Here is a 20,817-nt window from a genome sequence, read left to right as displayed (position 1 = left end):
TTGTTAGCATCACAGATATAGCGCCATATTTCCAGAGCTCAGGGTGGCGCGTTCGGCAATGAGATTCTCGACCAGGCTGTTGTGCCGGGATATTTCGGCGTTGGCTTGCCCGATGATCTCTGCTACCGCACGGGCAGCTTCCCCGGCGGGCTCCAACTTCACACGTGAACTTGGCTCTCTTCGCTTCCGTTCGAGGTGAGTTTGGTTGAGGCCAATGATTGCCCTTAGCCGGTCGACGAGGGGCCGAAGCGCGTCCACGTCAATGAAGGATCCGGAATTCAGTGCTGCCTCCGACGTTTCAAGGATCGCCTGCGCCCGCGTCGCATAGGTGTCGCGAAGGCTGTCGATGGACTCTGTATCGGCAATGTAAGTCTCGTCGAAGAGATCGTTCAGCTTCTGAAGGAGCTCGGCTTCCATCGTCTTCTGGCAGAACGGACAGGGCATCTCCGCTCCCTCAACGAAATGAAGTCCCGCCCGTACCCAGTCGCTGTTTCCCAGACGGCGGATAAGTGGCGCGAGTTCTATGTCTTCCTTGCCGACAACCCTCTTCTCCAAGATTGGGTCGCTTTCGAAGGAGATGAGCCTGCCACTGTCGAAACTGGCGAGCGGTGCGATTCTGGCGGCTCCATCCGCGAAAATGGATGAGGCTTTGCTGCGCAAGTCGTCCAGAGCGCGGAGGTTGGAGGCGTTGGTCGCTGCTTCGTCAAGCACCCGGTCGCAGAACTTCTCCTTCGCGTTTCTCACACCTTCGAACGCGCGCTTGAATTCTCCATCGTGCTCAGACTTGATCTGCCAACAACGCTCCTCGAAGGCTGCCCGAAGACGCTTGAGATCCCCCAGCTTTCCGGTTCCATCGCTCGCTGTACCAAGAGTGAGCTTCAGCTTGTCGATTTGGTCCAGATAGCCGGAAACCTTCTGACGCGCTTCCTCGATCTGTTGCAGCTTTCCTGCTTCCAACTCGCCAAGCGTGAAGATACCGCGCAAGCGCTCGGTGAAGTTCCGTTCGACGAAATCACTGTTGTAGACCAGCGTCTCGACACTTCTGCCGCGATCCCAGATGGTGCTGCACGTTGGATAGGAAGCGGTGTCGGCAAGGACTCGTGAAATCGTAGTCTTGCCAGAGCCGTTTGTACCAAAGATGAAATTGATCGGTCTAAGCCCATGCAACCGCTGCCCTGCATCTGGATATGTCGCGACCTTGGCTATACAAACTTCTTCGAGCATTCCCTCCTCCCCGTACCAATTTGGAAAATGTTTCAACTCCGCGACCTGGTCATGTCCCGATTGTCGCTCACTTCCGCAGATAGCTCTTCGATCCGCTATCGGTCCTGCAATAGCGTCCCCCTCGCGGACCTGTGCAGTACGCGCCCGAGCGGCAGGAACATTCGCCACTGACGGTGGGCGACATCTGCCCTTCCGAACCGCCGAGGAGCCCGACAGCTCCTCCCATGTAGGCTGAGCACGACCTCTTGCTCGCGCTGACCGATCCATCATTGCAGATGAAAGTGTCACCCTGGCAACCAGCAATGCCACCTTTCGAACCGCTGCACGGCGCGTTCGCGGCTTCCAACCCGCCCGCCGAGATCATCACGATCGCCAGCGCCGCGGGAAAACAGCTTCTACGGAGCAGATGTACGTGTTCGCCGCTAGTGGCAGTCCGAATAAATGACTTCGTCACTGGGCAGGCGCCGAGGCATTTCCGGAGACCAGCATGCCATCTCGGACCGCGAGTTCTCCATCGGACTTCAGCGCCTCGATCCGAGCGACGATCACGTCACGCAACTGGCTACTGGTCGCCTTGAATCCGAGGCCGCGCGCGACGGCGTTGACAGCCTCGTTCTCGGTGGCGCCCAGGCTCGTGGCAATGAGGGACGTAAGGCCCTGATCAATTTCCATCGGCGGGATCATCTCAATCCGGCGCAGGCTCGGCGACGCGACAGCGGTTCGGTCCCGAACGCGGATTTCGGCGCCAGGCCAAAGCAGGAAGTCACCGGATCTGTAGACGTGCGCCGCGTTGACTGCCGTATTGATGGCGTTGCCGACATGTGAATCGATCCGGTTGCCAGCACGCTGCAGCCCCCACGCTGTCCGGATGCGCGTGATCACCTCGTCCCTATGGATCGGGCCCTCTACCTCCACCGTCTGCTTGATCAGACCAACAAGTACTCCAAGCGGCGCTTCATGAAGCTCGGTTGTGAAGTTCGGTGTGAGCGACGCTTCCTCATAGAGCGGGGTCGTGCTCTCGAAGGAGACTTGCTGAAGACCGATCTCGGTGACGTCCGCTCGTTCGATCGTGACGACTTCGACCGGAACCGCCCGCGCCGCCGCCTGCGCAACATGGTCGCCGGACAACGCGTTGGTCTTCGCCTGTTCGATTGCCGCTATGAGACGGTCGAGTTCAGCCTTCGGGCGCTGAAACCAGTCAGTGCTCCAGATCCGGTGGATCGTCCACCCGTGATCTTCGAGCACCGACTGACGCAGCCGATCGCGATCGCGCGCGGAGCGGGACGAATGGTATTCGGCACCATCGCACTCGATACCAAGCAGATAACGACCGGGGACCGCTTCGTCGGCAACGGCGAGATCGATGAAGAACCCTGCGATCCCGACCTGCGGATGAACCTGATATCCCCTCTCCTGAAGAGCTGCCATGATCTGTTCTTCAAAGACGCTGTCCATCTGGCGATCAGTGCGCTGGCTCATCGACAGACGTCCGGTTCGCGCGTAGTGCAGGAACAGCTTGAAAGCGAAGACGCCCTTCCCCTTGCCGCGCTCAAGATCAATGTCATCGTCTGTGATTGAGGCATAGACTTCGCAGCGGCGTTTTGCGCGGCTAATCAGGACGTTGAGGCGGCGTTCCCCGCCTTCGGCGCCCAGCGGTCCGAAGCGCATGCTCATTGGCGCGCCACCTGGCCCCTTGGCGTATGCTACCGAGATCAGAATGACATCACGCTCGTCGCCCTGCACGTTTTCCAGGTTCTTGATGAAGAACGGTTCGTGAGGATGCGAATGGAAGAACTCTTCCGTCTGCGGGTTCAGCCGCCGTAGAAGTTCGAGCTGGTCCTGGATCTCCCGCCGTTGCTTGATCGAGAAAGCCGCGACGCCCAGGGAAAGGCCGGGTGAGTTAAGCGCATGCCGGATGATGGCTTCGGCAACCGCCTTCGCCTCCACCTTGTTCACTCCGTCTTCGAACGTCCCGCCTGGAATGTGGTTGAACCGCAGTCCCATCCCGGCTTCCTTGGTGTAAGGACTGGGAACGATGAACAACTTGCTGTCGTAGAACTGGGTATTGGAGACCGCAATGAGTGACTGGTGGCGGCTGCGGTAATGCCAGCGAAGCATCTTCTCAGGTAGACCGCGGGCAGAGAAGAGACCAAGAATGCTCTCGATATCGGAGACCTGCGCGCCGCCGTCGTCATCGTCATCCGACGTTCCGGAGGTCATCTTCGAGAAAAATTTCGTCGGTGGTAGCTGTCTCTCGTCGCCGACGACCACGACCTGCTTTGCGCGAGCGACCGCACCCAGCGCATCCACGGGCTGAATCTGACTGGCTTCGTCCATCACGAGCAAGTCGAATTCCAAGACACCAGGCGGCAGGAACTGGGCGATCGACAGCGGGCTCATCATGAAGACTGGCTTCAATGCCTGAATGGCGAGCGAAGCCTTCTGCATGAGTTGCCGGATTGGCATGTGGTTACGGCGCCGGGCCATTTCTCCTCGAAGGATCCCGACAGGACCGAGGCCGCTGACCGCCGGGATGTTCCTGTGATGTGCCTTCACGACTTCAAGTCGCGAAATCCGCATGCGGTTCCGGTCGAGCGATGCGAATTCGCCAACCAGCCTGCTGTGGACTTCGCCGTCGAATCTCGCGAGATCTGGATCCTGCGAATGCTGATGGCGCAATATCGCCTCGTAAAAAGCCATCTCAAAGTACGGGATGACATCGGCTGTAGCGACCCGGCCGTCCTGAAGGCGTTCGACGACCAGACCGATGCCGAGATTTCGGGCGTCGTTGGCGCGTCCGTTGTAGGCAGCATACTTCGAAAGCTGCTCGTCGCTCTCGATCCAGCGGGAGAGCCTTTCGCCGATCGACGTGAGTGAGGCCTGGGCGACATTGCTCGCCCCGAAGAGCGCGGCAATATCCGCTTGCAGGAATTTCAGAATGACTTCGAACTCGGCGGCAAACCGTTCGCCGTGCGATGCCGCATCCTGTGCTTTGGTCGCGATATCGGATCTGTCGGTTACCCGGGAGGCCAGTAGTCGAACATCACCATTGCGTGACAGCCAGTCGAAGACGGCAGCAAGCTTCATCCAGTCGGAGGCCGCGCCCTTCCAAAGGTTGGCGAATGCCGCAACCCCTAGCTCACCGGAGTTCTCGACTGCGCTCTTGCGGGCCTGCGCGGCTGCAAGAAGCTCGAGTGCCGCTATCCGGGCGGCGTTGTTCTCGGGAACAGCGTTCGTCAACGCCGCGATCGCACGGTCGGCCGTCGCGATTTCCTTGAGCACGGCTGAAGCCTGCGTCAGCACAGCCTCGTCCGGTCCAGCGGCAGCTTGGAAGAGCTGGGGCGTGCCGTCGCCGAGGTCACTCCAAAGCGAGAACATCAGCTTCCGGGTATCCTCGAGCAGCGCTCTCACTTGCTCGCACCGTGTCGCCACCGATCCCTTGTCTGTCAATCTGCTGGCGATTTGCCTTGCTTCGGCCCCTACCCCGCGAAGGCTGCGCATCCACAGTACGAGGTTCTCGAGCGGTTGAGGATCGGACTTTTCGCCCCGCCAGTCGGCGCCGAACGCACCGCGGCCCAGGCTATCGCCGTCCTTGATCGCCGCGCGCGCCGCTTTGCCCTTGTGCAAGAGATCGAGCAGCCGGACCATTTCGCTTGGGTTGGTTTCCGACATGACAGTGCGCAGAAGAGCCTTGGACCTCCGCCAATCGCCACTCAGGAACTTGAGGACACGCTGGCCATGGACGGCCACAGCCGTTCGCGCAGCCGTCAGATCCATGTCCCAGGCTTGGTCACTTACCTTGCCAGTCAGTTCCGCTTTCATCTGGCGATACGTCGACACGGCCTCAGCGAGATCACTGGCTTGATCCAGGCCACGTTCCCAGATTGCCGCGACGAATGCGTCAGGGCTAGCATCGGGTGCGTCAGCCACTCTCTCGCCGATGGTCAACAGCCTGCCGATGGACCCAAGAGTCGCGGACGCGTTCACACCGAGCATCTGCTTGAGCGATCCCGCGGCGTTCAGGAACCTCGGCAACAAGGTGTCGAGCTGCTCGATGGTCTGATGGCCTGATTGAGAAAACGTGGCAGGCAGCCGCCGGAGCGTGGTCACGAGAGGCGATGTCTCCGCTCCCCACGCAGCGTCGTTAAACCGAGCGCGCACTTGCTCGGACAGGCGAAGGAACTCCGCTCCGTCACGGATGACACTGGCGATCTGCTGCGGAGAGGTCTCCCATGCCGAATTGGCCAAAGCTTCAGACGATATGTCGGGAGGGCATGTCGCGAGACGCTCTGCCAGCACCCGAACTTCCTCGAAGGACGTGATGGAATCCGCAGGCTCGCGCTGGAGGGCGTCTGTCACATCCCTCATCGAGTTCCCGAGGTCAGCCAACGACCCGGAAGCATCGGTCAAGCGTGTCGTAAGTCTCTCGAGGTCGAGGGGGGTAATGCCTGTAAGGCCGACACCATGCCAGGCATGTTTCGAAGGCAGACCGATATCGTCAATTCGCTGCGCCAGTTCAGAAAGGATGGTGACTATTTGATCCTTTGCCCCCGGGCTCCAACCCACAGCCGCTGGAAGTTCGATATCCGATGGCTGCAGGCCCATCCTACGCAGGCGCGTCAGGTGACCGATCACCTGGTAGGGCGTGAGGTCGTAGGGATGGTAAATCTGGTGCATCCGATCCGGATGCGCATTCAGGCTATCTCTTGTTTCCAGCAGACGGCGGTCGTGGGCCTCGGCGGCCTCGCCTTTGGGGGCACCCAGCTCCCATACGTGCTGCAGTTCGGCGAGAAGCGCACGTTTGTTCGCTTTGCTGGAGTGAAGTTCGAGGCACGCGTCGCCAACGTTTGCCTGATCAAGGCGTCGCTTTACGACCTCGAGAGCGGCCATCTTCTCGGCCATGAACAGGACTGTTTTCCCGTCCGCGACCGCTGCGGCAATGATGTTCGCGATCGTCTGCGACTTTCCCGTGCCGGGTGGCCCCTGGATAACAAGGTCGCGCCCGCGGCGGACCTCGTGGATAGCCACCGCTTGCGAACTGTCTGCATCGACGATGTGCGTCATCTCCCTGGGGGAGATATGTAGGTCAATCTTCGTATCATCATCGAGAATAGCGTCGCCGCGTTCGAAACCATTCGACACAAGCCCGGTGATCAGAGGACGCTCGGTGAATTTCCCGTCCGCCGGCCAAAGTGTCGGGTCGAGATCGCGGTACATAAGGAATTTCGCGAAGCTGAAAAAGCCGAGAACGATGTCATCCGGCTGGACGGACCAGTCCGGCTTCACGGACACAGCCGCTGCCACCTGACTCGCGTAGGACTCGAAGGAGAATTCGTCGGTTGCCTCGAAGTCAGGCATCCGAATCTTGTGAACCCGGTCGAGAAACGCCTCCAACGACAGGTTGGATGCAAAGTCCTCAGGACGCGCCTTCAGTTTAAAGCGTTCAGCCGCGCTGCCGCGCATAAGCGAGACTGGTACGAGAACGAGGGGCGCATAACGGATGTTTTCCGCGTTCTGGGGGTCGATCCACTTTAGCGTGCCGAGCCCGAGGAATAGGATGTTGACACCTTGCTCTTCTTCCAGAGTGCGGGCATCGAAGTAGAGATCCAGCAACCGCTTCTGAAGCGCATTCGGGGTCATCTTGGTTTGAAGCTTAGTATCCGAATGCCGTGTCAGACGGCCGCTCTCATCGCGGTCGTCGTCATCGGGCAGCGCAAGCTCAATCAGGTCTTCGGCGTCCTCGCCGTCCTTCGGATCCCTTCCCTTGGCTCCAGCCAAAAAAGTCATGGACTTGCCTTCAGTGACGAGCACCCGAAAGATCTCGGCTGATTTCTCGTCCACGATGTCGATCGTCTTGGCGCTTTTGGAGAATCGGGGAACGTTCAGGAGTCTGTTTCTTGCTGATAGGTCGAGCAGCTCTGTTCGTGCTCGTTCAATCTTTGCCTCTACTGAGAGGTTGCTGACGAAGATCGATTGCTCGGAACTTTCCGCTGCATGTGTATTGCCAGCTTGCATGAATTCACCTCATTCCCCATGGGTGCAACTGATGCATAAAGTTGGGTCGATGGTCCAGTAGCGAGAAAGCAACTTGGGCGATTATTTAGTGACTACCGAATGGTCGCGTAGATTGGATCGGTGCCCCAATGCGGACATAGGCGTTGATTTCGTGCCAATGGCCCGAGCAGCAAGGCAAGTGCATGAATCCGAGGTCATGATTTCATTCAGACCGCCTCAATCTCTTCCGGGGCGAGACCCTGGATCTTGAGTTCGGCACTAATCCATTTCCGCGCGGCCATCATACTCTGCCGATAGTCGTCGGCAGCGAGAGAAAGCGATTCCGGCGAGGTAGCCCGATCAAGGTCCTCGAGCGACCATCCTTCGACAAGCCGTTTGCTGATCGCGAAACAGGTCGCTTTGCCTACGCGGAAAGCCATCGAACGCTGCGCCGCCCTTAGAATGATCCTCCTCAATTCCTCGGCTTCCAACTGACCAGCGAAAAAGACTTCGAGCTCCGCCGTCATGCGCTCGACTGCGGAATAGAGGCCGTTAATGAACAAGGTCTGGGCATCCTTGTAGTAGCGTCCGGCTCGCCCCTTCATTTGCTTTTCGTCGATCTCTGTCGGGTCATCCAGGATTTCGATGGTCGGCGCTCTCTCCAGGGCCTGCGCCTCCCTCGAGAGCTTGGCTCCCTCGGGCGCCTTGCGAACTTTCTTCTCTGTCGCGCGCTGCCCGCCGTTCCTTTCGCCGCGCAGGAATCGATCCTCTTCGTCATCGATGGATTCAACGGCTGCCGACCGTGCTTCATCGAGGCCGAGATCACTATCGTCCGTGCGATCCGGAGCTTTCAGCGACTTGACGTACGTGGTCGTCGGAAGACGGAATTCGTCCAGAAGTTTCTGAAGATCCTTCTGAAGATCATCGAGGTTTTCGTCGCGCGGCGGGTGAGCTTCGCGGATCACATCCTTCACCCATTCAGGCATGAGCTCACGCACCCTGCCCGCGTAGTCGTCCGTGGAAATGGGATTCCGCTCATCGACCGTCATGAGCGCATCGCGGTATTGGTTGGGGAGCGCGTCGTCGTCGGGAAGATAGATCTCGACGGTAAGAACGGTCGAGCCGAAGGGAATTCCGTAGTTTGGCGCTACCGCAGACCATTTCTTGCCAGTGCGGAAGTCGTAGCGCTCTCCCTTATGCACGAGAGCGCAGAACGTCGTCGAAGACGTCGTAGGGTTATTCAAGGCGCTGATTGAATGGCTGTAACTCTGGTGCTTTGGATCGTGGATGTATTGGATACTGAGCCCGGTTTCGGGGCACGGCACGAATTCCGCTTTCGGAAGTGCTGGAACAACCTCCTGTAACGTTTTGAGAGTCCTTGTCCTTCCCGTCTCGTCCTTGCCGCCGCCTTTCGTCATCGACACGTCGATTACAACCTTCACGCCGGGGCGGAACTCTGCGAAACGCCGGAAGATTTGCGTGGCGACGTAGCTCCGATCGACTCTGATCCCCTTCCCGACGGGTTCCGATACCGTGTCATGGTCGTCGTCTTCACCGATGAGGACGACCTCGGTCCAGTCGGAGGACAGGTCCATAGTGTGGCGCAGCGTATAGCCGACATCGAAGACGGCTTCCTGTCTTCCTTCGATGTCATAGGTGAACCGGACGAACGTCTCTGCTTCGTCGTCGTATCCGATCGTGACCTGGTGGACGAGACCGTTCTTGCACGAGCGGTAGCGTATGCCAGCAGGAGAAACTGTGAGGCCGGACACCTTCGCCCCGATCCCGAAATTGCCCTTCAGCGACATCTGCTTGTTGATGGAAGCCGATATATTCGTCGCCGTCCTTAGTTCGGTCGCACTCATGCCGGGTCCGGTATTCCAGAATGTGAGTTTTCGGACGCCGTCGATGAGCGTGGGATAAATGCGGACAATACGCCGCCCGTCCGGAGCAAGCGAAGCGCTCTCTTGGGCGTTCATGAAGAACTCCCGGACCACGGTGTGACGCGGAGCCTGTCCGATCATCCGATTGATCAGGAACCTATCATCTTCGATCGTCAGGCGCTCATAGCTCATTCTGAATCCTACAGTTTGAAAACGTCCTTCTCGGACGCGCCGGAGGTTCCGAACTTGCGTTCGAGTTCAGACGCGGCGTCCCGGAGTGCCTTGACGATCTTTTTCACATCCCCGTCATCGAACTCGTAGGCCCGACGGTTTGAAAGGTTGCCGATCTTGCGGATGGCATCGAGAGCAGCTTGCGTCCTGCCCTCTGCCAATTTTACGAATTTCTCGCGCTTACTATCCATTTTTCTCACGATTTTTCATGTCGCGTAAAAACTGAAATGGCCGAATGAGATTGTCAACAATTCGGATTGCAGATTTTGTGAATTTCGGCTCAATATTCATTGAGCGAAGGATAGTCGCTGGTCTCAATCAGGCAGGGGCACCCAGATCGCCGACGCCCCGTCCCCATATGCCCTCGCCCGTCCATCCATGACACAGGCTCCAACCCAGGCGCAGACGACGGCATCGAGCGCATCCTCGAATGCCTTCATTTCGAAACCACGTGCATCCGAAGCCGGTAGCGACAAGGCATCCCCCACGCCTTGGATTCTAGCATCCAGCAGCGTGAGGATTCGCCTCCAGGTCTCGAGTAGGTTTTCCCTCCGGGCAGCAGGGCCTTCGCCCGGCCAGTACTTGCGGCTTTTGGAATGCTTGTACGGCAGCCGGCGATCGGCCGAAGCCAATTCGATCAGGGCGGGATGCGGATAGACCTCGAGCAGCGCCTGGCCGCTCGGGTCGGATACTGCGAGCGGATATCCGGCAGCTTCGAACCTGACCCTGAGCTCATCACTAAGCTTTCCCGGGCGCGTAACGCTGGGCGTGTGCGTGCTCGCATGCCTGGCGCCGTATTCAGAGGAGATCAAGTTGTCCGACGCGCGGCGGCCGATTATTGGGGTCAATGACAGAGGCATGTCGATCGCAACCAAGTCGACAGTCCCGCCGAGTTTTCCGTGCGCTGCCGCGAGCAATGACTGCGCGTCCGGAAGCGAGCCTCGATGGCGAACAATAGGATCAGCATCTTTGTGAGAGACGAAGGCAGTGTAGGAGCTGGCCGCTTCGACGAGCCGCCAGCCGGAGCCAAGATCGACAATCAAGGCCACCCCGCTCGGTTCGTGCTCCGTCCAAGCGGCGTCGATTCCCAGAACCGCTCTCAACCTCAGCTCCTCCTCACTTCGGCCAAAACGCACAATCACTTTCGCAGGTAGCTCTTCTGCCCTCCGTCGGTCATGCAATACCGACCTCCCCTCGAACCTGTGCAATATGCTCCGGATCGACAGGAACAATCCGCGCCGACGGCGGGAGACATGTGTGATGTGCTGCCACCCAGAAGGCCAACGGCGCCTCGCATGTACGCTGAGCATGATCGCTTGCTCGCGGAGACCGACCCATCATTGCAAATGAAGGTGTCACCCTGACATCCTGCGATACCGCCCTTCCTGCCACTGCAGGGAGTGTTCGCAGCTTGTGCCGCCATTGCTATCGATAGAAAGATGGCTGCGGCGCCCAAAAACAAGCTCGTGCCGCAAGCTCCCTTCAACGCGCCCTCCACTTCAACACCTCTCGGAGGCGAAGGAGTGATCGGGGACGCTCGCGACCTCGTCCAGCTCAGTGTCCGGCGGACCTCATCGATGTCGCGAACCATGTGGCACACCCACTCGCACCTCGTCAGTCCTCTCATTGATGTCAATCGCAGCAGACCTTCCTGACGTAGGTATTTCCGAAAGTCACCATGGCATCCTTCGCGATGAGCCCGTGGGTTTTGAGGGCATTTGACAGGTCCTTCGCTTCCTGCTCGCCATAGACGTCATGCAGTGTCACGGCGATCCAGCCGTTCGCTGCCAGATGTGCCGCGAGCGGAACCGAGGAGGCCTTGATGAACGAGCGGGCGTCTTCGAGTGCCCGGAAAGATTTGACCTGCACGAAGCGTCCGTCACCAGCAGGTTCCTCGAATTCGTTCACTCGCACCCACGAATAGTGCATATACCCACTGAATCCTCCGACGGTGACGCGATACCAGTCGCTTAGTAGTTCGGTGACCTCCACGGGACTTCCGTTTGGCGCCTCTCCGATCGTCTTCGCATCTCCGTCGGCCGCAGATTTGATCGGCGCTATTCCCTTGGGATGACGCACGAAGCCACTCCGAGCCCGAGGAACTTCGAGCGACGCTTGAGCGGTAGCCGCATCGGCAGCGGGCAGGTTGACAGAGTTTGCCGGAGGCTGGGTCTGGAGAGAATTCGGCGTCTCAGGGGTGAAGGCTACGCGCGCGTCGGCCTTGGGATAGCATAAGATCTGGAAGACCGACGGCGTGACGCGATCAGCAATATCGGCTGTCGACAAGGCTGTCGCATTCTCAGTTGTATCAGCGGCTTGAGCAAGGAGACTCTGAGACTGCAGGAACAACTCGGCAACTGACGCGCGGATCGCGAAATTCACGTTCTGAGCAGTAATACCGATATCGTCTGCGGTCTTCTTGGACAATGTCGCGCTCGTGATCCCAAGAAGGAATCCGTTGCGGTCCACAACAGGACCACCTGAGTTGCCTGGCTGGATTGGTGTCGAGATCTGGATGTATCTGGTGTCGTTGCGGATCCCCGCGAGTGCGTTCACGTTGCCCGTGGTGATCTTCACAGAATCCGCGAGCAGCGTCGCCAGAGGGTATCCCAAAGCAACGATGTCCTCGCCGAGCCTCGTTGCAGACTTTCGGAATGCCAGCGGCTTTAGTGGCTCGCCGGCCGTGATCTTCACCACCGCCAAATCATTGGTCTCATCGATGCGGGGATCCGCGGCATCGCCCCTTCCCTTCACCTCGATGTGTCCGCAATCCTGCACCACATGGGCATTGGTCAGAATCCATCCGTCCGCTGTGACCGCAAACCCTGTTCCCGAGGAGGTGGGTTCGTCGGCAAAGGATTGCGAAGCGACGGCCATCGATAGGCCAGCGGCGATGATTACGCGGCAAGTGACAGACATGCGAGCTCCCCAGACCCGTCGGAAAGTAGAGCCTTCGAGGTGTCGATTTCAACCTGATCTTGCAACTTTGCTTAATGGTCGGCGGGGTCTCGTGTGGGCTGGGTCCGAATTGCCCGCCTTTCAGAACGAGTAGGGGCCTAATTCCTGAAAGTCGTCGTGATCTCGACGCCGCTGTCGAGGACAACCCATAGGGTTCGAACGAGATCGGCAGCCTCCAGGAGCGCTGCCGACATCCTCTCGTTAGGTTGTCGCTCTATGTGATCTGCAACCGCGTTGAGGCCGACTATCGCGTCGTGTCCGGTCCCACTCCCGGGGATTCCGACCTGCTCCCGGAGATCGCTCACTGTCGTTATCGCGCGAAACAGCAGTTTCCGAACTTCCGAAGGCGTCACCCGTTCGATCTCGTTCGCGGCCCTTATAAGCTCGGCGACGAATGATGGGACACTGCTGTCTGGCGTGTAAACCATCATTGCTCGAATTCGGCGCCAGGCATCCATCCGCGGGTATATCCTTTTCCCATGCAGGCCTTCGCGATGGCGAGCTGCTCCTGAAGCCGGATACGATCTTGAAGAAGGGCTTCGATGGTGGCTCGCGGGTCGCCTCCGTGCCATGCCATCGCTGCGTCCACGGGATTTATGTCGGCAATGTTGTCTCGTTGAGCGAGCATCGTCAGTTCCTCGTATATTCCAGAGAAACATGCTCCAGGGAGGGTCGCTGAGCGCAAGGGCAGCTCATTGCAACGACGCACGATGGCGGGAGCACCTTCACGGTAGCGACCTGACCGAGTCGCCGCAAGCACCGGTGCCCCGGGATCCTTCAGGGGTCGCCTTGTAGCCGAGCTACCCAAGCTATCGCCAGGTCAGAGACCTGGACAAGTCTGGCGACGCGGACCATCCCTCGATCCACGATAGTCGGCGTTAGTGGAACACGTGCTTAATCAACCGCGTGTATGCCAATGCTTTGGCAGTTTCCCAAGGGGTCAGTCGTGCGGACAGTCACGTCGAAATTCGCTCAGCAGGTGTGCAAATCCTTCCCCGAGCTGACGTTCGATTTCATCGACAAAAGCCCGACCAGCAAGGATCGGATAGATTTTCATGGACCCGCGAATGCCAAGGTTAAACTGAATTTTTCCAGCAATGCTGTGGAGATCGATGACGTCTTCGTGTTGGGATCGCTGAGAGGACGCGGCAATACCAGACGCCTGACGCAAGCTCTCTACATGGCTGCTGAGAAGCTTCAGTTCGACAAACTGAAATTGGTCGCTGCGCAAGAAGGCCGGTTCGCTTGGTTGGTGCTAGGCTTCACACCTACGCAGGATTGGTGGTATCAGAATCTGTCCAGCATTAAGTCGCGGCTAGCTGACATTGAAGGACAATACCCCGCAGAATTAATACGCTTATTCGAGCCGTTTTTGACCAGCGGTAGCCCACAACTGTTGCCCGCGTTGGCGAACATTCCAGGTGGTCGCCCCAACGCCTTGCGGCCGAGAGATCTCGCATTCAAACTACTTGAAGCGTTCAGCACATGGAGCGGTGAATTGGAGATCAATGATGAACTCAATCGAAGATATTTGTTCAACGAACGAACTCCATCTGATTCCGGCGCATGAGGACATTCTGTGCGAAATTGAAACCGGATTGATACGCATTGATACGGTAGGCGTTCGGGAAATCTTACACTCGCGCGGGTACTCTCCCAATTTAGTTGAACTTTATCTAGCCGTTGTCACCGGCGAAATTCACTTCAACGCGGCTTCTGTTCGGAGTACGGCGGCCTAGTCGATGAATTCTTCGAGCCCTCACCTTCGACCTGGTCGGGCGAACCAGAATATTCTCAGCCAGAGGGTGCCGGCATACTTCCCCAGGCGTTGCACTTCTCTGGCGACTGTCCGGGATGGACATTGAACCCACGGGCGATATCGCGGACAGTCGTTCCGGCGCTGCCGCCATCTCGATCCACCTTGTTGATGCCAACCCAATTGGCTACACAATCTCAGGGTTTAATGGCGAGGACGGGTATGCGGTCTGCAATTGCAGCAGTAGCGCTGTTGGCATTCATGCCGACAGTAGTGGTAGCTCAAGCATTCGATTGGTCAGCTCAACTTGGTAAATCTACATCTGCCCTGCAGGCCGCACTGGGACAGGCCAGCCGCTGCGCTTCGCGGGGTTTTACTGTTCCTGTAAGGTGGATCAACAAGGACACCACCCTATCCGACAACCTCTTCGATCCCGTCGATACTCCGGGTCCAGGCTTCATTTCCATCGGCGGGAAACCAGACCCGGCGAGCGACTACGATGAAGAGCGGGCATTTCACTCGAGCAAGCTGACTTCGATCCGGTGCACGATCGGACGAGAGGCGACCGTCGAGGCGTATGCTTACGAGGATCGCCTCGTAAGGATCAAGCTCAGCTTCGACCGATGCGACAGCCGCGAACTGCGCGAGGCCAAGCTCTTTGGCAACATCATGGGGAGCGACAAGCCATTAATGGTCGAGAGATGCGATGGCGTCGATCTGAAGGAGAAGGATTTCGATACGGCTCTGTATCAGTCCATCAAAGCTCGCAACAAATACGGCTACGACAGGGAAGGATCCCCCGGCATGCTCGACTTCCAATGGTCGGAAGATATGTACGGTGAGTACGGCCAGGCCGAGCACAGAGTCATGTGGGATGTCCTGTGCTACCGCCACTCACGGGACGAGCTCAGCGGGATGGTCCCGCCGGACGGCATGACATACCGATGCCTCATCGACGTCGAAAACGCAGATCCGTCACGATGGTCGGCAACCGCTATGTACGAGATCCTTCGCCCAGGAACGATTTTCGACAGTGTAGCTACACGACTGACCGCAATGCGTCTGTTTGTCGACATGCCTGCCGAGCACGCCGCGGCCCTCGCCATCAGGCCGGAACTTCAAACAATGGTCGACGGGATCAAGTCAAAGATCGCAACGCATGTAAAAGACGACAATGAGAAAGAAGGTGCTGTTTCCAATATTCTTGGTGCTGGAAACTGAACCACGAGCTTTCAGGATACGTTAGAATTGGGGGAACTAACATGAGAACGCTGATTGCCTGGTTGTTTGGCCTCGTTGCTTCGAGCACCCTGGCCGCCGACTATCCCACCACTGGCATGCTCTATAATCAGCAGGAAGATTCCTCGCTGACCTATACTTGCTCCCTCCAGCAGGGCCAGCAGCGGCTCCGGTGCGAGTTCATCCAGACAGCCGTTCGCAAGAAGGCGAAGGCCGCCGATCTGGAAAAGAGGCTCGAGGAAGCACGCAAGAACTATCCGGATGCTGTGAAGGAATTCTCAGACCCCAAGGAGTGCAACATGGTGGGCGCGTGGCTCGGCATGGCCACCGGTCAGATTTCCATTGATGCCGCCCTCATCCGCAATCCTAGCATCGCGACGGATGCTGCGAAGTTCAAGGAGGGCATGATACGTCTGCAGGAAGACGCCAAAGCGAACCCGAGCGTGCTCGACACGTTTCGCGCTCTTGCCAGCATGTGCGATCATCCGACCGAGGAGAACTATCTGAAGATCACAATGGCCGGCCACGAAAAGGATCTTCGAACGTGCCAAGTCAGTTCAAACCCATTCGCGCAGGAATTCGTCTGGGTCTCTGACTTCGGCAATAGCGGTGCGTGGGTGGTGTCTTCGCAGCCAGAAGGACAGTGTGGGGTAGTCCAGCTTTCTCGGTTCGAGAAGGATCAGTCCGATACCTCCGGTCTGTTCTGGCGGTACGTTGCCAGGAAAGCTGCCACCAATCCATCGGGCACCGTGTTGCCCGGGTTGAGTTGCTCGGCGGTCGATCAGGGCGAATATGTCTACGACTGGAAGAAGTCGAGATCGGACCACATGCAGTGCGAGTTCATCGAGTTCAGCCCGATCTGATCCGAAGTGGTCGGTGCACAGAGGGCCGAGGCCCTGCGTTCACGCCCGTGGCCGTTGAGTAGTGCAAAGTGAACTTGTGGCCGTTAGTGACGGCTGATTTTGGCTTCCACTTTCTTTCGGGAGTTACCGGCGCTCTTGACCGCCTTTTTGACGGAGTCCTTCGAGACACCTTCCTTCTTCGCTTCGTACCTGACCTCGTGGTCCTGCCCTGCTGCGACCTTTGCACGATCCAGAGCGCGTCCGCGGGATGACTGTGCCACTGAGTTTCTCCTTTGCGTTTATGAATCGCAGAAGAAACTCACAGGGATTCCGGTAGTTCCCTGGAAAAGATGGAAGCTGCCGGTGGCAGCGAACTGAGCGGTCCCGCTGGTTTTTGCTACCACCGCCCTTACGAAACGGCCACCATTGCAACCGGCCAGCGAGACAAATCGCTGCCTGAAAAGAAGATTCCGTAAGCCATTGAAAATGATTCGTTCGAGTCGGAACGAATCACCTTCGCACGTCTTTGAGTCGCGACTCAGTGATTCGGAGGGTGCGTCCATGGCATCGGGACATCGCGCGCAGTGGAAGGGCTTCTTACGGTTTGGGGAGGTAAGCTGTGGCGTGGCGCTCTACACAGCCGCCACCACGTCCGAGCGCATCACATTCAACACCATCAACGCGAAGACAGGCAACCGGGTCAATCGCGTCTTCATCGACAGCGAGACCGAAGAGCGCGTAGATCGCGAGGCCCAGACGAAAGGCTTCGAGATCGACGACGGCCAATACATCATCATCGACCCCGAGGAAGTGGCCGCGACGATTCCGGAAAGCAACAAAACGCTTGAAGTGCAGGCGTTCATCCCCTGCAGCGAGATCGACGACATCTATTTCGACAAGCCATACTACCTCACACCGGACAAGATGAACGCTGACGCCTTCGTTGCCCTCCACGAGGCCATGAAGAGGTCCAAGGTCGCCGCAATTGCGCGTGCCGTTCTCTTCCGGCGAGTCCGGACGGTGCTCATACGCCCGCACGGCAGGGGCTTGATCGCCACCACGCTCAACTACGACTACGAAGTCCGATCCTCGAAAAAGGCTTTCGAGGAGATGCCGAAGCTGAATATCGAAGGCGAGATGCTCGACCTTGCGAAGCACATCATTTCGACGAAGAGAGGAGAGTTCGATCCGGCGACATTCGACGACCGGTACGAAGCCGCCCTGGCGGAGCTCGTGAAGGCGAAGCTGGAAGGCAAAGCGCTTCCGAGGCCGAGGAAGGTCGAGGTCTCGAAACCGAACGATCTGCTGGCCGCCCTTCGCGAGAGTGCCGGGCTTCTCAAGGCTGGCGCGGCCGGAGGCAACAAACCGAAACGCACTGCCGCCAATGCCAACAAAGGCAATGGTCGGGAGCGCGCTGCGCGCGGAGTGGCCTCGAAAGCCGCCTCTTCCGGAGCTGCTCCGCGTCGCAAAGCAAGCTAACAGGAGATCGCGGCTATGGCTCCCTATTATTGGAAAGGGTATCTGAAGCTGTCGCTCGTCACATGCCCCGTTGCGATGACACCGGCGACGTCGGAATCCGAGAAGGTTCGCTTCCATACGCTGAATAAGGCGACCGGGAACCGCGTGGTTTCGCGGTATGTCGACTCCGTGACTGGGAAGCCGGTCAAGGACGAAAACGAGGCCAAGGGTTACGCGCGTGGCGAGAATGACTATGTCATCCTGACCGAAGATGATCTCGACCGGGTCGCGCTGGACACCGTGAAGACGATCGACATCGAGAAGTTCGTGCCGGCGGACTCCATCGAGTGGACCTATCTCGAGAAGCCCCATTACCTTATGCCTGACGACCCGGTTGGCAACGAGGCATTCGCCGTCATCCGTGATGCCATGAAGGCGGACCAGGTATTCGGCGTCTCGAAACTGGTGATGGGTCGCCGCGAACGCGCCGTCATCCTGGAACCCCGCGACGAAGGAATTGTTCTTTGGAGCCTGCGGTTCGGCGACGAGGTGCGGCCAGAGGATTCGTACTTCGAGGATATCGACGAAGATGCGGATCCCGACCTCGTCCCTCTCGTCGAGAAGCTCATCAAGCGGAAGTCGGCTCACTGGTCGCCGGAGATGGCCAGCGATCCGATCCAGACCAGTTTGCTCAAGCTCATCGACGAAAAGAGGAAGGCGCTGAAGCCGAAGAAGGCGGTCAAGGGCAAGGCGTCTGGGATCGCCCCCTCGTCAAACGTCGTCAACATCATGGACGCTCTCCGGAAGAGCCTCGAAGCCGATCTCAAAGGTCGGAAGGCAGGATGATCTCATGCATCTGACGAACACCAAAGTTGCCCACGAGAACGGAGGCTGGCGCGTCGACTTCCTTGGAGACGATGGCGATGCGGTTACCGTTCATGTAGCCGCGGCCGCCTACATCGATGAGGAGGCTGCGGTCGAACGCGCACGCGCCATCATGGTGCAGTTAACTGCGTTCGGCACCCGGGGCGGTGGTCGAAGCGTGAACACCTACGATGCCGCGAGCAACGGGAATTTCGACGACGAGCTGCCCCTTCTCGATACTCGGCACTGATCACTCCGCCCGCCCCTCTTCCAATCGCATTTCGCGGGCTGCGAAGAACCGCTGTGGTCACACAGCATTCAGCTCGATGCGTTGGCCTTAGCGGCTTCGATCTCGCTCAACTGCCATTTCCATAGGCAAAAAAGCTTGTCCTCCGATGGCGAGACACCGGCGGCGTTGAGAGTCCACTTCCGCTCCATCGCCTTGAAGAAAATTTCATTCTCGCGTCGTTGCAACTCTTTGGAGTCCAGACCTTCGAACATGTGAATCCTTTCATGGTTGCATTTGTGTGCTCTGGCAATGAACCGGCAATTGATGGTGGTTCGCAATCGTGGGGGACGTCAACAAAGAAATGTCCGATCAGAGGTGCCGGAGTTCATCTCCAGATTACTTGGAGTTCGCCAACCGGCAGCCCATTGAAGCGGGCTCCTTCCAATCCCATCTGCTCGCCTATGCCCCGGACGAAGACGAAAACGAAGGAAGGCGATGATCCCGAGCTGATCAGGGAGTGGTCACTTCCGGTGGAGGCGACGCTCGGATCGGCTGTAAGGGTGAAGGGAATCCTGCAGGAAATCCGGTCTCGCCTGCCTCCCGCAGTCAGGAAGTCGCTGGATATGCAGTCGAGCGGGCTTACCCTCGTCATGCCAGAGATTTCCAAGACTGCGTTCCGCGCGACCTCGTCGATGGTGTCCGACGCGCTCCGGGACATCTCAGGCCTTCCCATCATCCCTCGCGAGATTGAGGACATTCTGGGGATTACGGCTTCTGAGAGGAAGCGGTGGTTGGAGGACGGCCGTCTCCCAAGCGCTGGAACTCGAACCGTCAGGCTTCAGGGCCGAGCGCGGCGGATCACCTTCCACGTATTCGATCCCCGGGTTGTCGAAGACCTGCTCGATCGCGGGGCCGTGGAGGAATGGCGCGAGGAAGACGCCGCGGCGAAGGCAGAAAACCGGAGGCGTGCCGCGTACCAGGCGAAGCTGACGCGTTCGCTGAAGAGAAAGGAGAACGTCAAAGCGGCTGATTTGATCGCTGACGATGCTGCAACCGGGTTGAGCGGCTGGGAAGAGTTCGGGAGCGAAGGCCTGCTGCGGTAGGATTGATGGTCGCCGCCTCGGCGAATGACCGCTGGGTACCGTACTTGGTAAGGAACGTTGATTGCCACCCACGTTGCGATATGGTGTGCTCGGAAAGCAGAACGATGCTGTTAGGAGCTGGTGTGACGGCGATACGCGCGACCTGAATGGCCGTGTGACGGTCCATTCTTGGCGGAGGGAGGATGGCGAGCCATGGAAACAGCAGAACTACGATATAATTGGGCTGATCCCGACGTCTACGAGACATTCATAGGGCGCTGGAGCGAACATCTGGCAAGCCCATTTCTCAGCCGTGCCAATGTTGCTCGGGGCGATCGCGTGCTCGATGTAGCATGTGGGACGGGAGTGTTGTCGAAAGCACTGGCCGAGGCGGGAGCGCATGTGATCGGTGTTGACGTATCGGAGGGATACCTGGAAGGAGCTCGTCGTCGACGATCCCACCCCAATATCGCATATGAACATGGCGATGTTCGGCAACTGCGGTTCGACGCCAATTCTTTCGATGCTGCAGTTTCCACCCTTGGCCTTGGACGTTATCCCGGAAATTGAACAGGTAGTTGCCGAGATGAAGCGCGTGACCCGTCCAGGCGGCGTGGTCGCGTCCGCTGTTACTCAGTTCTTTGGTGGCATGCCCGCCTTCGACCTCGTCATTAACACCGGCGCCGTGCTTGAGACCGACTTCGCAAGGCTGAGATCCATGCGGGCGGGGCGCCAGCTCTTCTGGCCGGATGGTCAGGCGACGTTGTGGCGGAAGATCGGCCTCGTTGACGTGACTGAGATTCCTATTGTCGTGGATTGCGAGTATGCGTCCTTCGCGGACTATTGGGCCACCTTCACCGCCGGCCCAGGCAGCACCACAAGCACATTGATGGCACTTTCTGACGACGCCCGCGGTTCGATCGAACAGCATGTTCGTGCTGGGTATCTGGTTGGATTGCCCGATGGACCCCGGTCATTTCCTATGATGTTCCGTATCGTGCGTGGCTTGGTCCCAGCTTGACACTGGAGAGCACGCATTGGGGCCTGCGCCGGCCCG

19 protein-coding genes are annotated in these 20,817 nt (G+C 58.4%); 9 read left to right on the top strand and 10 right to left on the bottom strand.

Features of this window, described 5'->3' with window-relative positions:
* Window positions 1–9: 9 nt before the first annotated feature.
* The 8 genes from FHT79_RS32380 to FHT79_RS11920 form a co-directional block, all read right to left on the bottom strand.
* Window positions 10–1,224: an AAA family ATPase gene (locus FHT79_RS32380; RefSeq protein ID WP_183903415.1), complete on the bottom strand. Its 1,215-nt coding sequence runs from the start codon at window positions 1,222–1,224 to the stop codon at window positions 10–12.
* Window positions 1,225–1,674: 450 nt separating this feature from the next.
* Window positions 1,675–7,239, bottom strand: a complete 5,565-nt coding sequence (locus FHT79_RS11950) for a DUF3320 domain-containing protein (RefSeq protein ID WP_183903414.1) — start codon at window positions 7,237–7,239, stop codon at window positions 1,675–1,677.
* A gap of 206 nt (window positions 7,240–7,445) precedes the next feature.
* The gene (locus FHT79_RS11945) at window positions 7,446–9,293 is read right to left on the bottom strand and encodes a hypothetical protein (protein ID WP_183903413.1); all 1,848 of its coding nucleotides are present in this window, start codon (window positions 9,291–9,293) and stop codon (window positions 7,446–7,448) included.
* Between the two features lie 8 nt (window positions 9,294–9,301).
* Window positions 9,302–9,523: a hypothetical protein gene (locus tag FHT79_RS11940; RefSeq protein ID WP_130805071.1), complete on the bottom strand. Its 222-nt coding sequence runs from the start codon at window positions 9,521–9,523 to the stop codon at window positions 9,302–9,304.
* Between the two features lie 123 nt (window positions 9,524–9,646).
* Window positions 9,647–10,435, bottom strand: coding sequence for a DUF429 domain-containing protein (locus FHT79_RS11935; protein WP_246713982.1), 789 nt, complete (start codon window positions 10,433–10,435; stop codon window positions 9,647–9,649).
* Between the two features lie 529 nt (window positions 10,436–10,964).
* Window positions 10,965–12,251: a trypsin-like peptidase domain-containing protein gene (locus tag FHT79_RS11930; RefSeq protein ID WP_183903412.1), complete on the bottom strand. Its 1,287-nt coding sequence runs from the start codon at window positions 12,249–12,251 to the stop codon at window positions 10,965–10,967.
* 137 nt (window positions 12,252–12,388) lie between these two features.
* A complete protein-coding gene (locus tag FHT79_RS11925) occupies window positions 12,389–12,721 on the bottom strand; it encodes a hypothetical protein (RefSeq protein WP_183903411.1) in 333 nt (110 codons plus the stop codon).
* Window positions 12,718–12,918 (bottom strand): dehydrogenase, encoded by a 201-nt coding sequence (locus FHT79_RS11920; RefSeq protein WP_183903410.1) that lies wholly within the window; start codon window positions 12,916–12,918, stop codon window positions 12,718–12,720. The genes FHT79_RS11925 and FHT79_RS11920 overlap by 4 nt, the downstream gene beginning before the upstream one ends.
* A 318-nt stretch (window positions 12,919–13,236) precedes the next feature.
* Between FHT79_RS11920 and FHT79_RS11915 the strand changes: the two genes are divergently transcribed.
* The 3 genes from FHT79_RS11915 to FHT79_RS32100 all read left to right on the top strand — a co-directional run bounded on the left by FHT79_RS11915 (window position 13,237) and on the right by FHT79_RS32100 (window position 16,148).
* Window positions 13,237–13,860, top strand: a complete 624-nt coding sequence (locus FHT79_RS11915) for a hypothetical protein (RefSeq protein ID WP_183903409.1) — start codon at window positions 13,237–13,239, stop codon at window positions 13,858–13,860.
* Between the two features lie 408 nt (window positions 13,861–14,268).
* Complete coding sequence (locus tag FHT79_RS11910; RefSeq protein WP_183903408.1) at window positions 14,269–15,267, top strand: hypothetical protein; 999 nt, start codon at window positions 14,269–14,271, stop codon at window positions 15,265–15,267.
* A 41-nt stretch (window positions 15,268–15,308) separates the two neighbouring features.
* On the top strand, window positions 15,309–16,148 hold the full coding sequence (locus tag FHT79_RS32100; RefSeq protein ID WP_246713980.1) for a hypothetical protein: 840 nt from the start codon (window positions 15,309–15,311) through the stop codon (window positions 16,146–16,148).
* An 83-nt stretch (window positions 16,149–16,231) separates the two neighbouring features.
* Here the strand turns inward: FHT79_RS32100 and FHT79_RS11900 are convergent, their stop codons facing one another.
* Window positions 16,232–16,408: a DUF3606 domain-containing protein gene (locus FHT79_RS11900; protein WP_183903407.1), complete on the bottom strand. Its 177-nt coding sequence runs from the start codon at window positions 16,406–16,408 to the stop codon at window positions 16,232–16,234.
* A 280-nt stretch (window positions 16,409–16,688) separates the two neighbouring features.
* Here FHT79_RS11900 and FHT79_RS11895 point away from each other — a divergent pair, with 280 nt between their 5' ends.
* Genes FHT79_RS11895 through FHT79_RS11885 form a run of 3 tightly spaced genes read left to right on the top strand, consistent with a single transcriptional unit; the run spans window position 16,689 to window position 18,699 of the window.
* Window positions 16,689–17,606, top strand: coding sequence for a Ku protein (locus tag FHT79_RS11895; RefSeq protein ID WP_183903545.1), 918 nt, complete (start codon window positions 16,689–16,691; stop codon window positions 17,604–17,606).
* 15 nt (window positions 17,607–17,621) lie between these two features.
* Window positions 17,622–18,431, top strand: coding sequence for a Ku protein (locus FHT79_RS11890; RefSeq protein ID WP_183903406.1), 810 nt, complete (start codon window positions 17,622–17,624; stop codon window positions 18,429–18,431).
* A 4-nt stretch (window positions 18,432–18,435) separates the two neighbouring features.
* The gene (locus FHT79_RS11885) at window positions 18,436–18,699 is read left to right on the top strand and encodes a hypothetical protein (RefSeq protein WP_183903405.1); all 264 of its coding nucleotides are present in this window, start codon (window positions 18,436–18,438) and stop codon (window positions 18,697–18,699) included.
* Between the two features lie 68 nt (window positions 18,700–18,767).
* Here the strand turns inward: FHT79_RS11885 and FHT79_RS11880 are convergent, their stop codons facing one another.
* Window positions 18,768–18,950, bottom strand: a complete 183-nt coding sequence (locus FHT79_RS11880) for a hypothetical protein (protein ID WP_183903404.1) — start codon at window positions 18,948–18,950, stop codon at window positions 18,768–18,770.
* A 189-nt stretch (window positions 18,951–19,139) separates the two neighbouring features.
* Here FHT79_RS11880 and FHT79_RS11875 point away from each other — a divergent pair, with 189 nt between their 5' ends.
* The 3 genes from FHT79_RS11875 (at window position 19,140) to FHT79_RS11870 (ending at window position 20,781) form a co-directional block, all read left to right on the top strand.
* On the top strand, window positions 19,140–19,781 hold the full coding sequence (locus FHT79_RS11875; protein ID WP_183903403.1) for a hypothetical protein: 642 nt from the start codon (window positions 19,140–19,142) through the stop codon (window positions 19,779–19,781).
* 192 nt (window positions 19,782–19,973) lie between these two features.
* A complete protein-coding gene (locus FHT79_RS32095) occupies window positions 19,974–20,330 on the top strand; it encodes a class I SAM-dependent methyltransferase (protein ID WP_246713978.1) in 357 nt (118 codons plus the stop codon).
* Window positions 20,236–20,781 carry a hypothetical protein gene (locus tag FHT79_RS11870; protein WP_246714017.1) on the top strand — a complete coding sequence of 182 codons (546 nt, stop codon included), beginning with the start codon at window positions 20,236–20,238 and terminating at the stop codon, window positions 20,779–20,781. The genes FHT79_RS32095 and FHT79_RS11870 overlap by 95 nt, the downstream gene beginning before the upstream one ends.
* Window positions 20,782–20,817: the final 36 nt, after the last annotated feature.

The organism is Rhizobium sp. BK212 (assembly GCF_014197475.1).
In the GTDB taxonomy this organism is placed as follows: Bacteria; Pseudomonadota; Alphaproteobacteria; order Rhizobiales; family Rhizobiaceae; genus Rhizobium; species Rhizobium anhuiense.
This window is presented reverse-complemented; position numbering and strand designations above follow the sequence as displayed.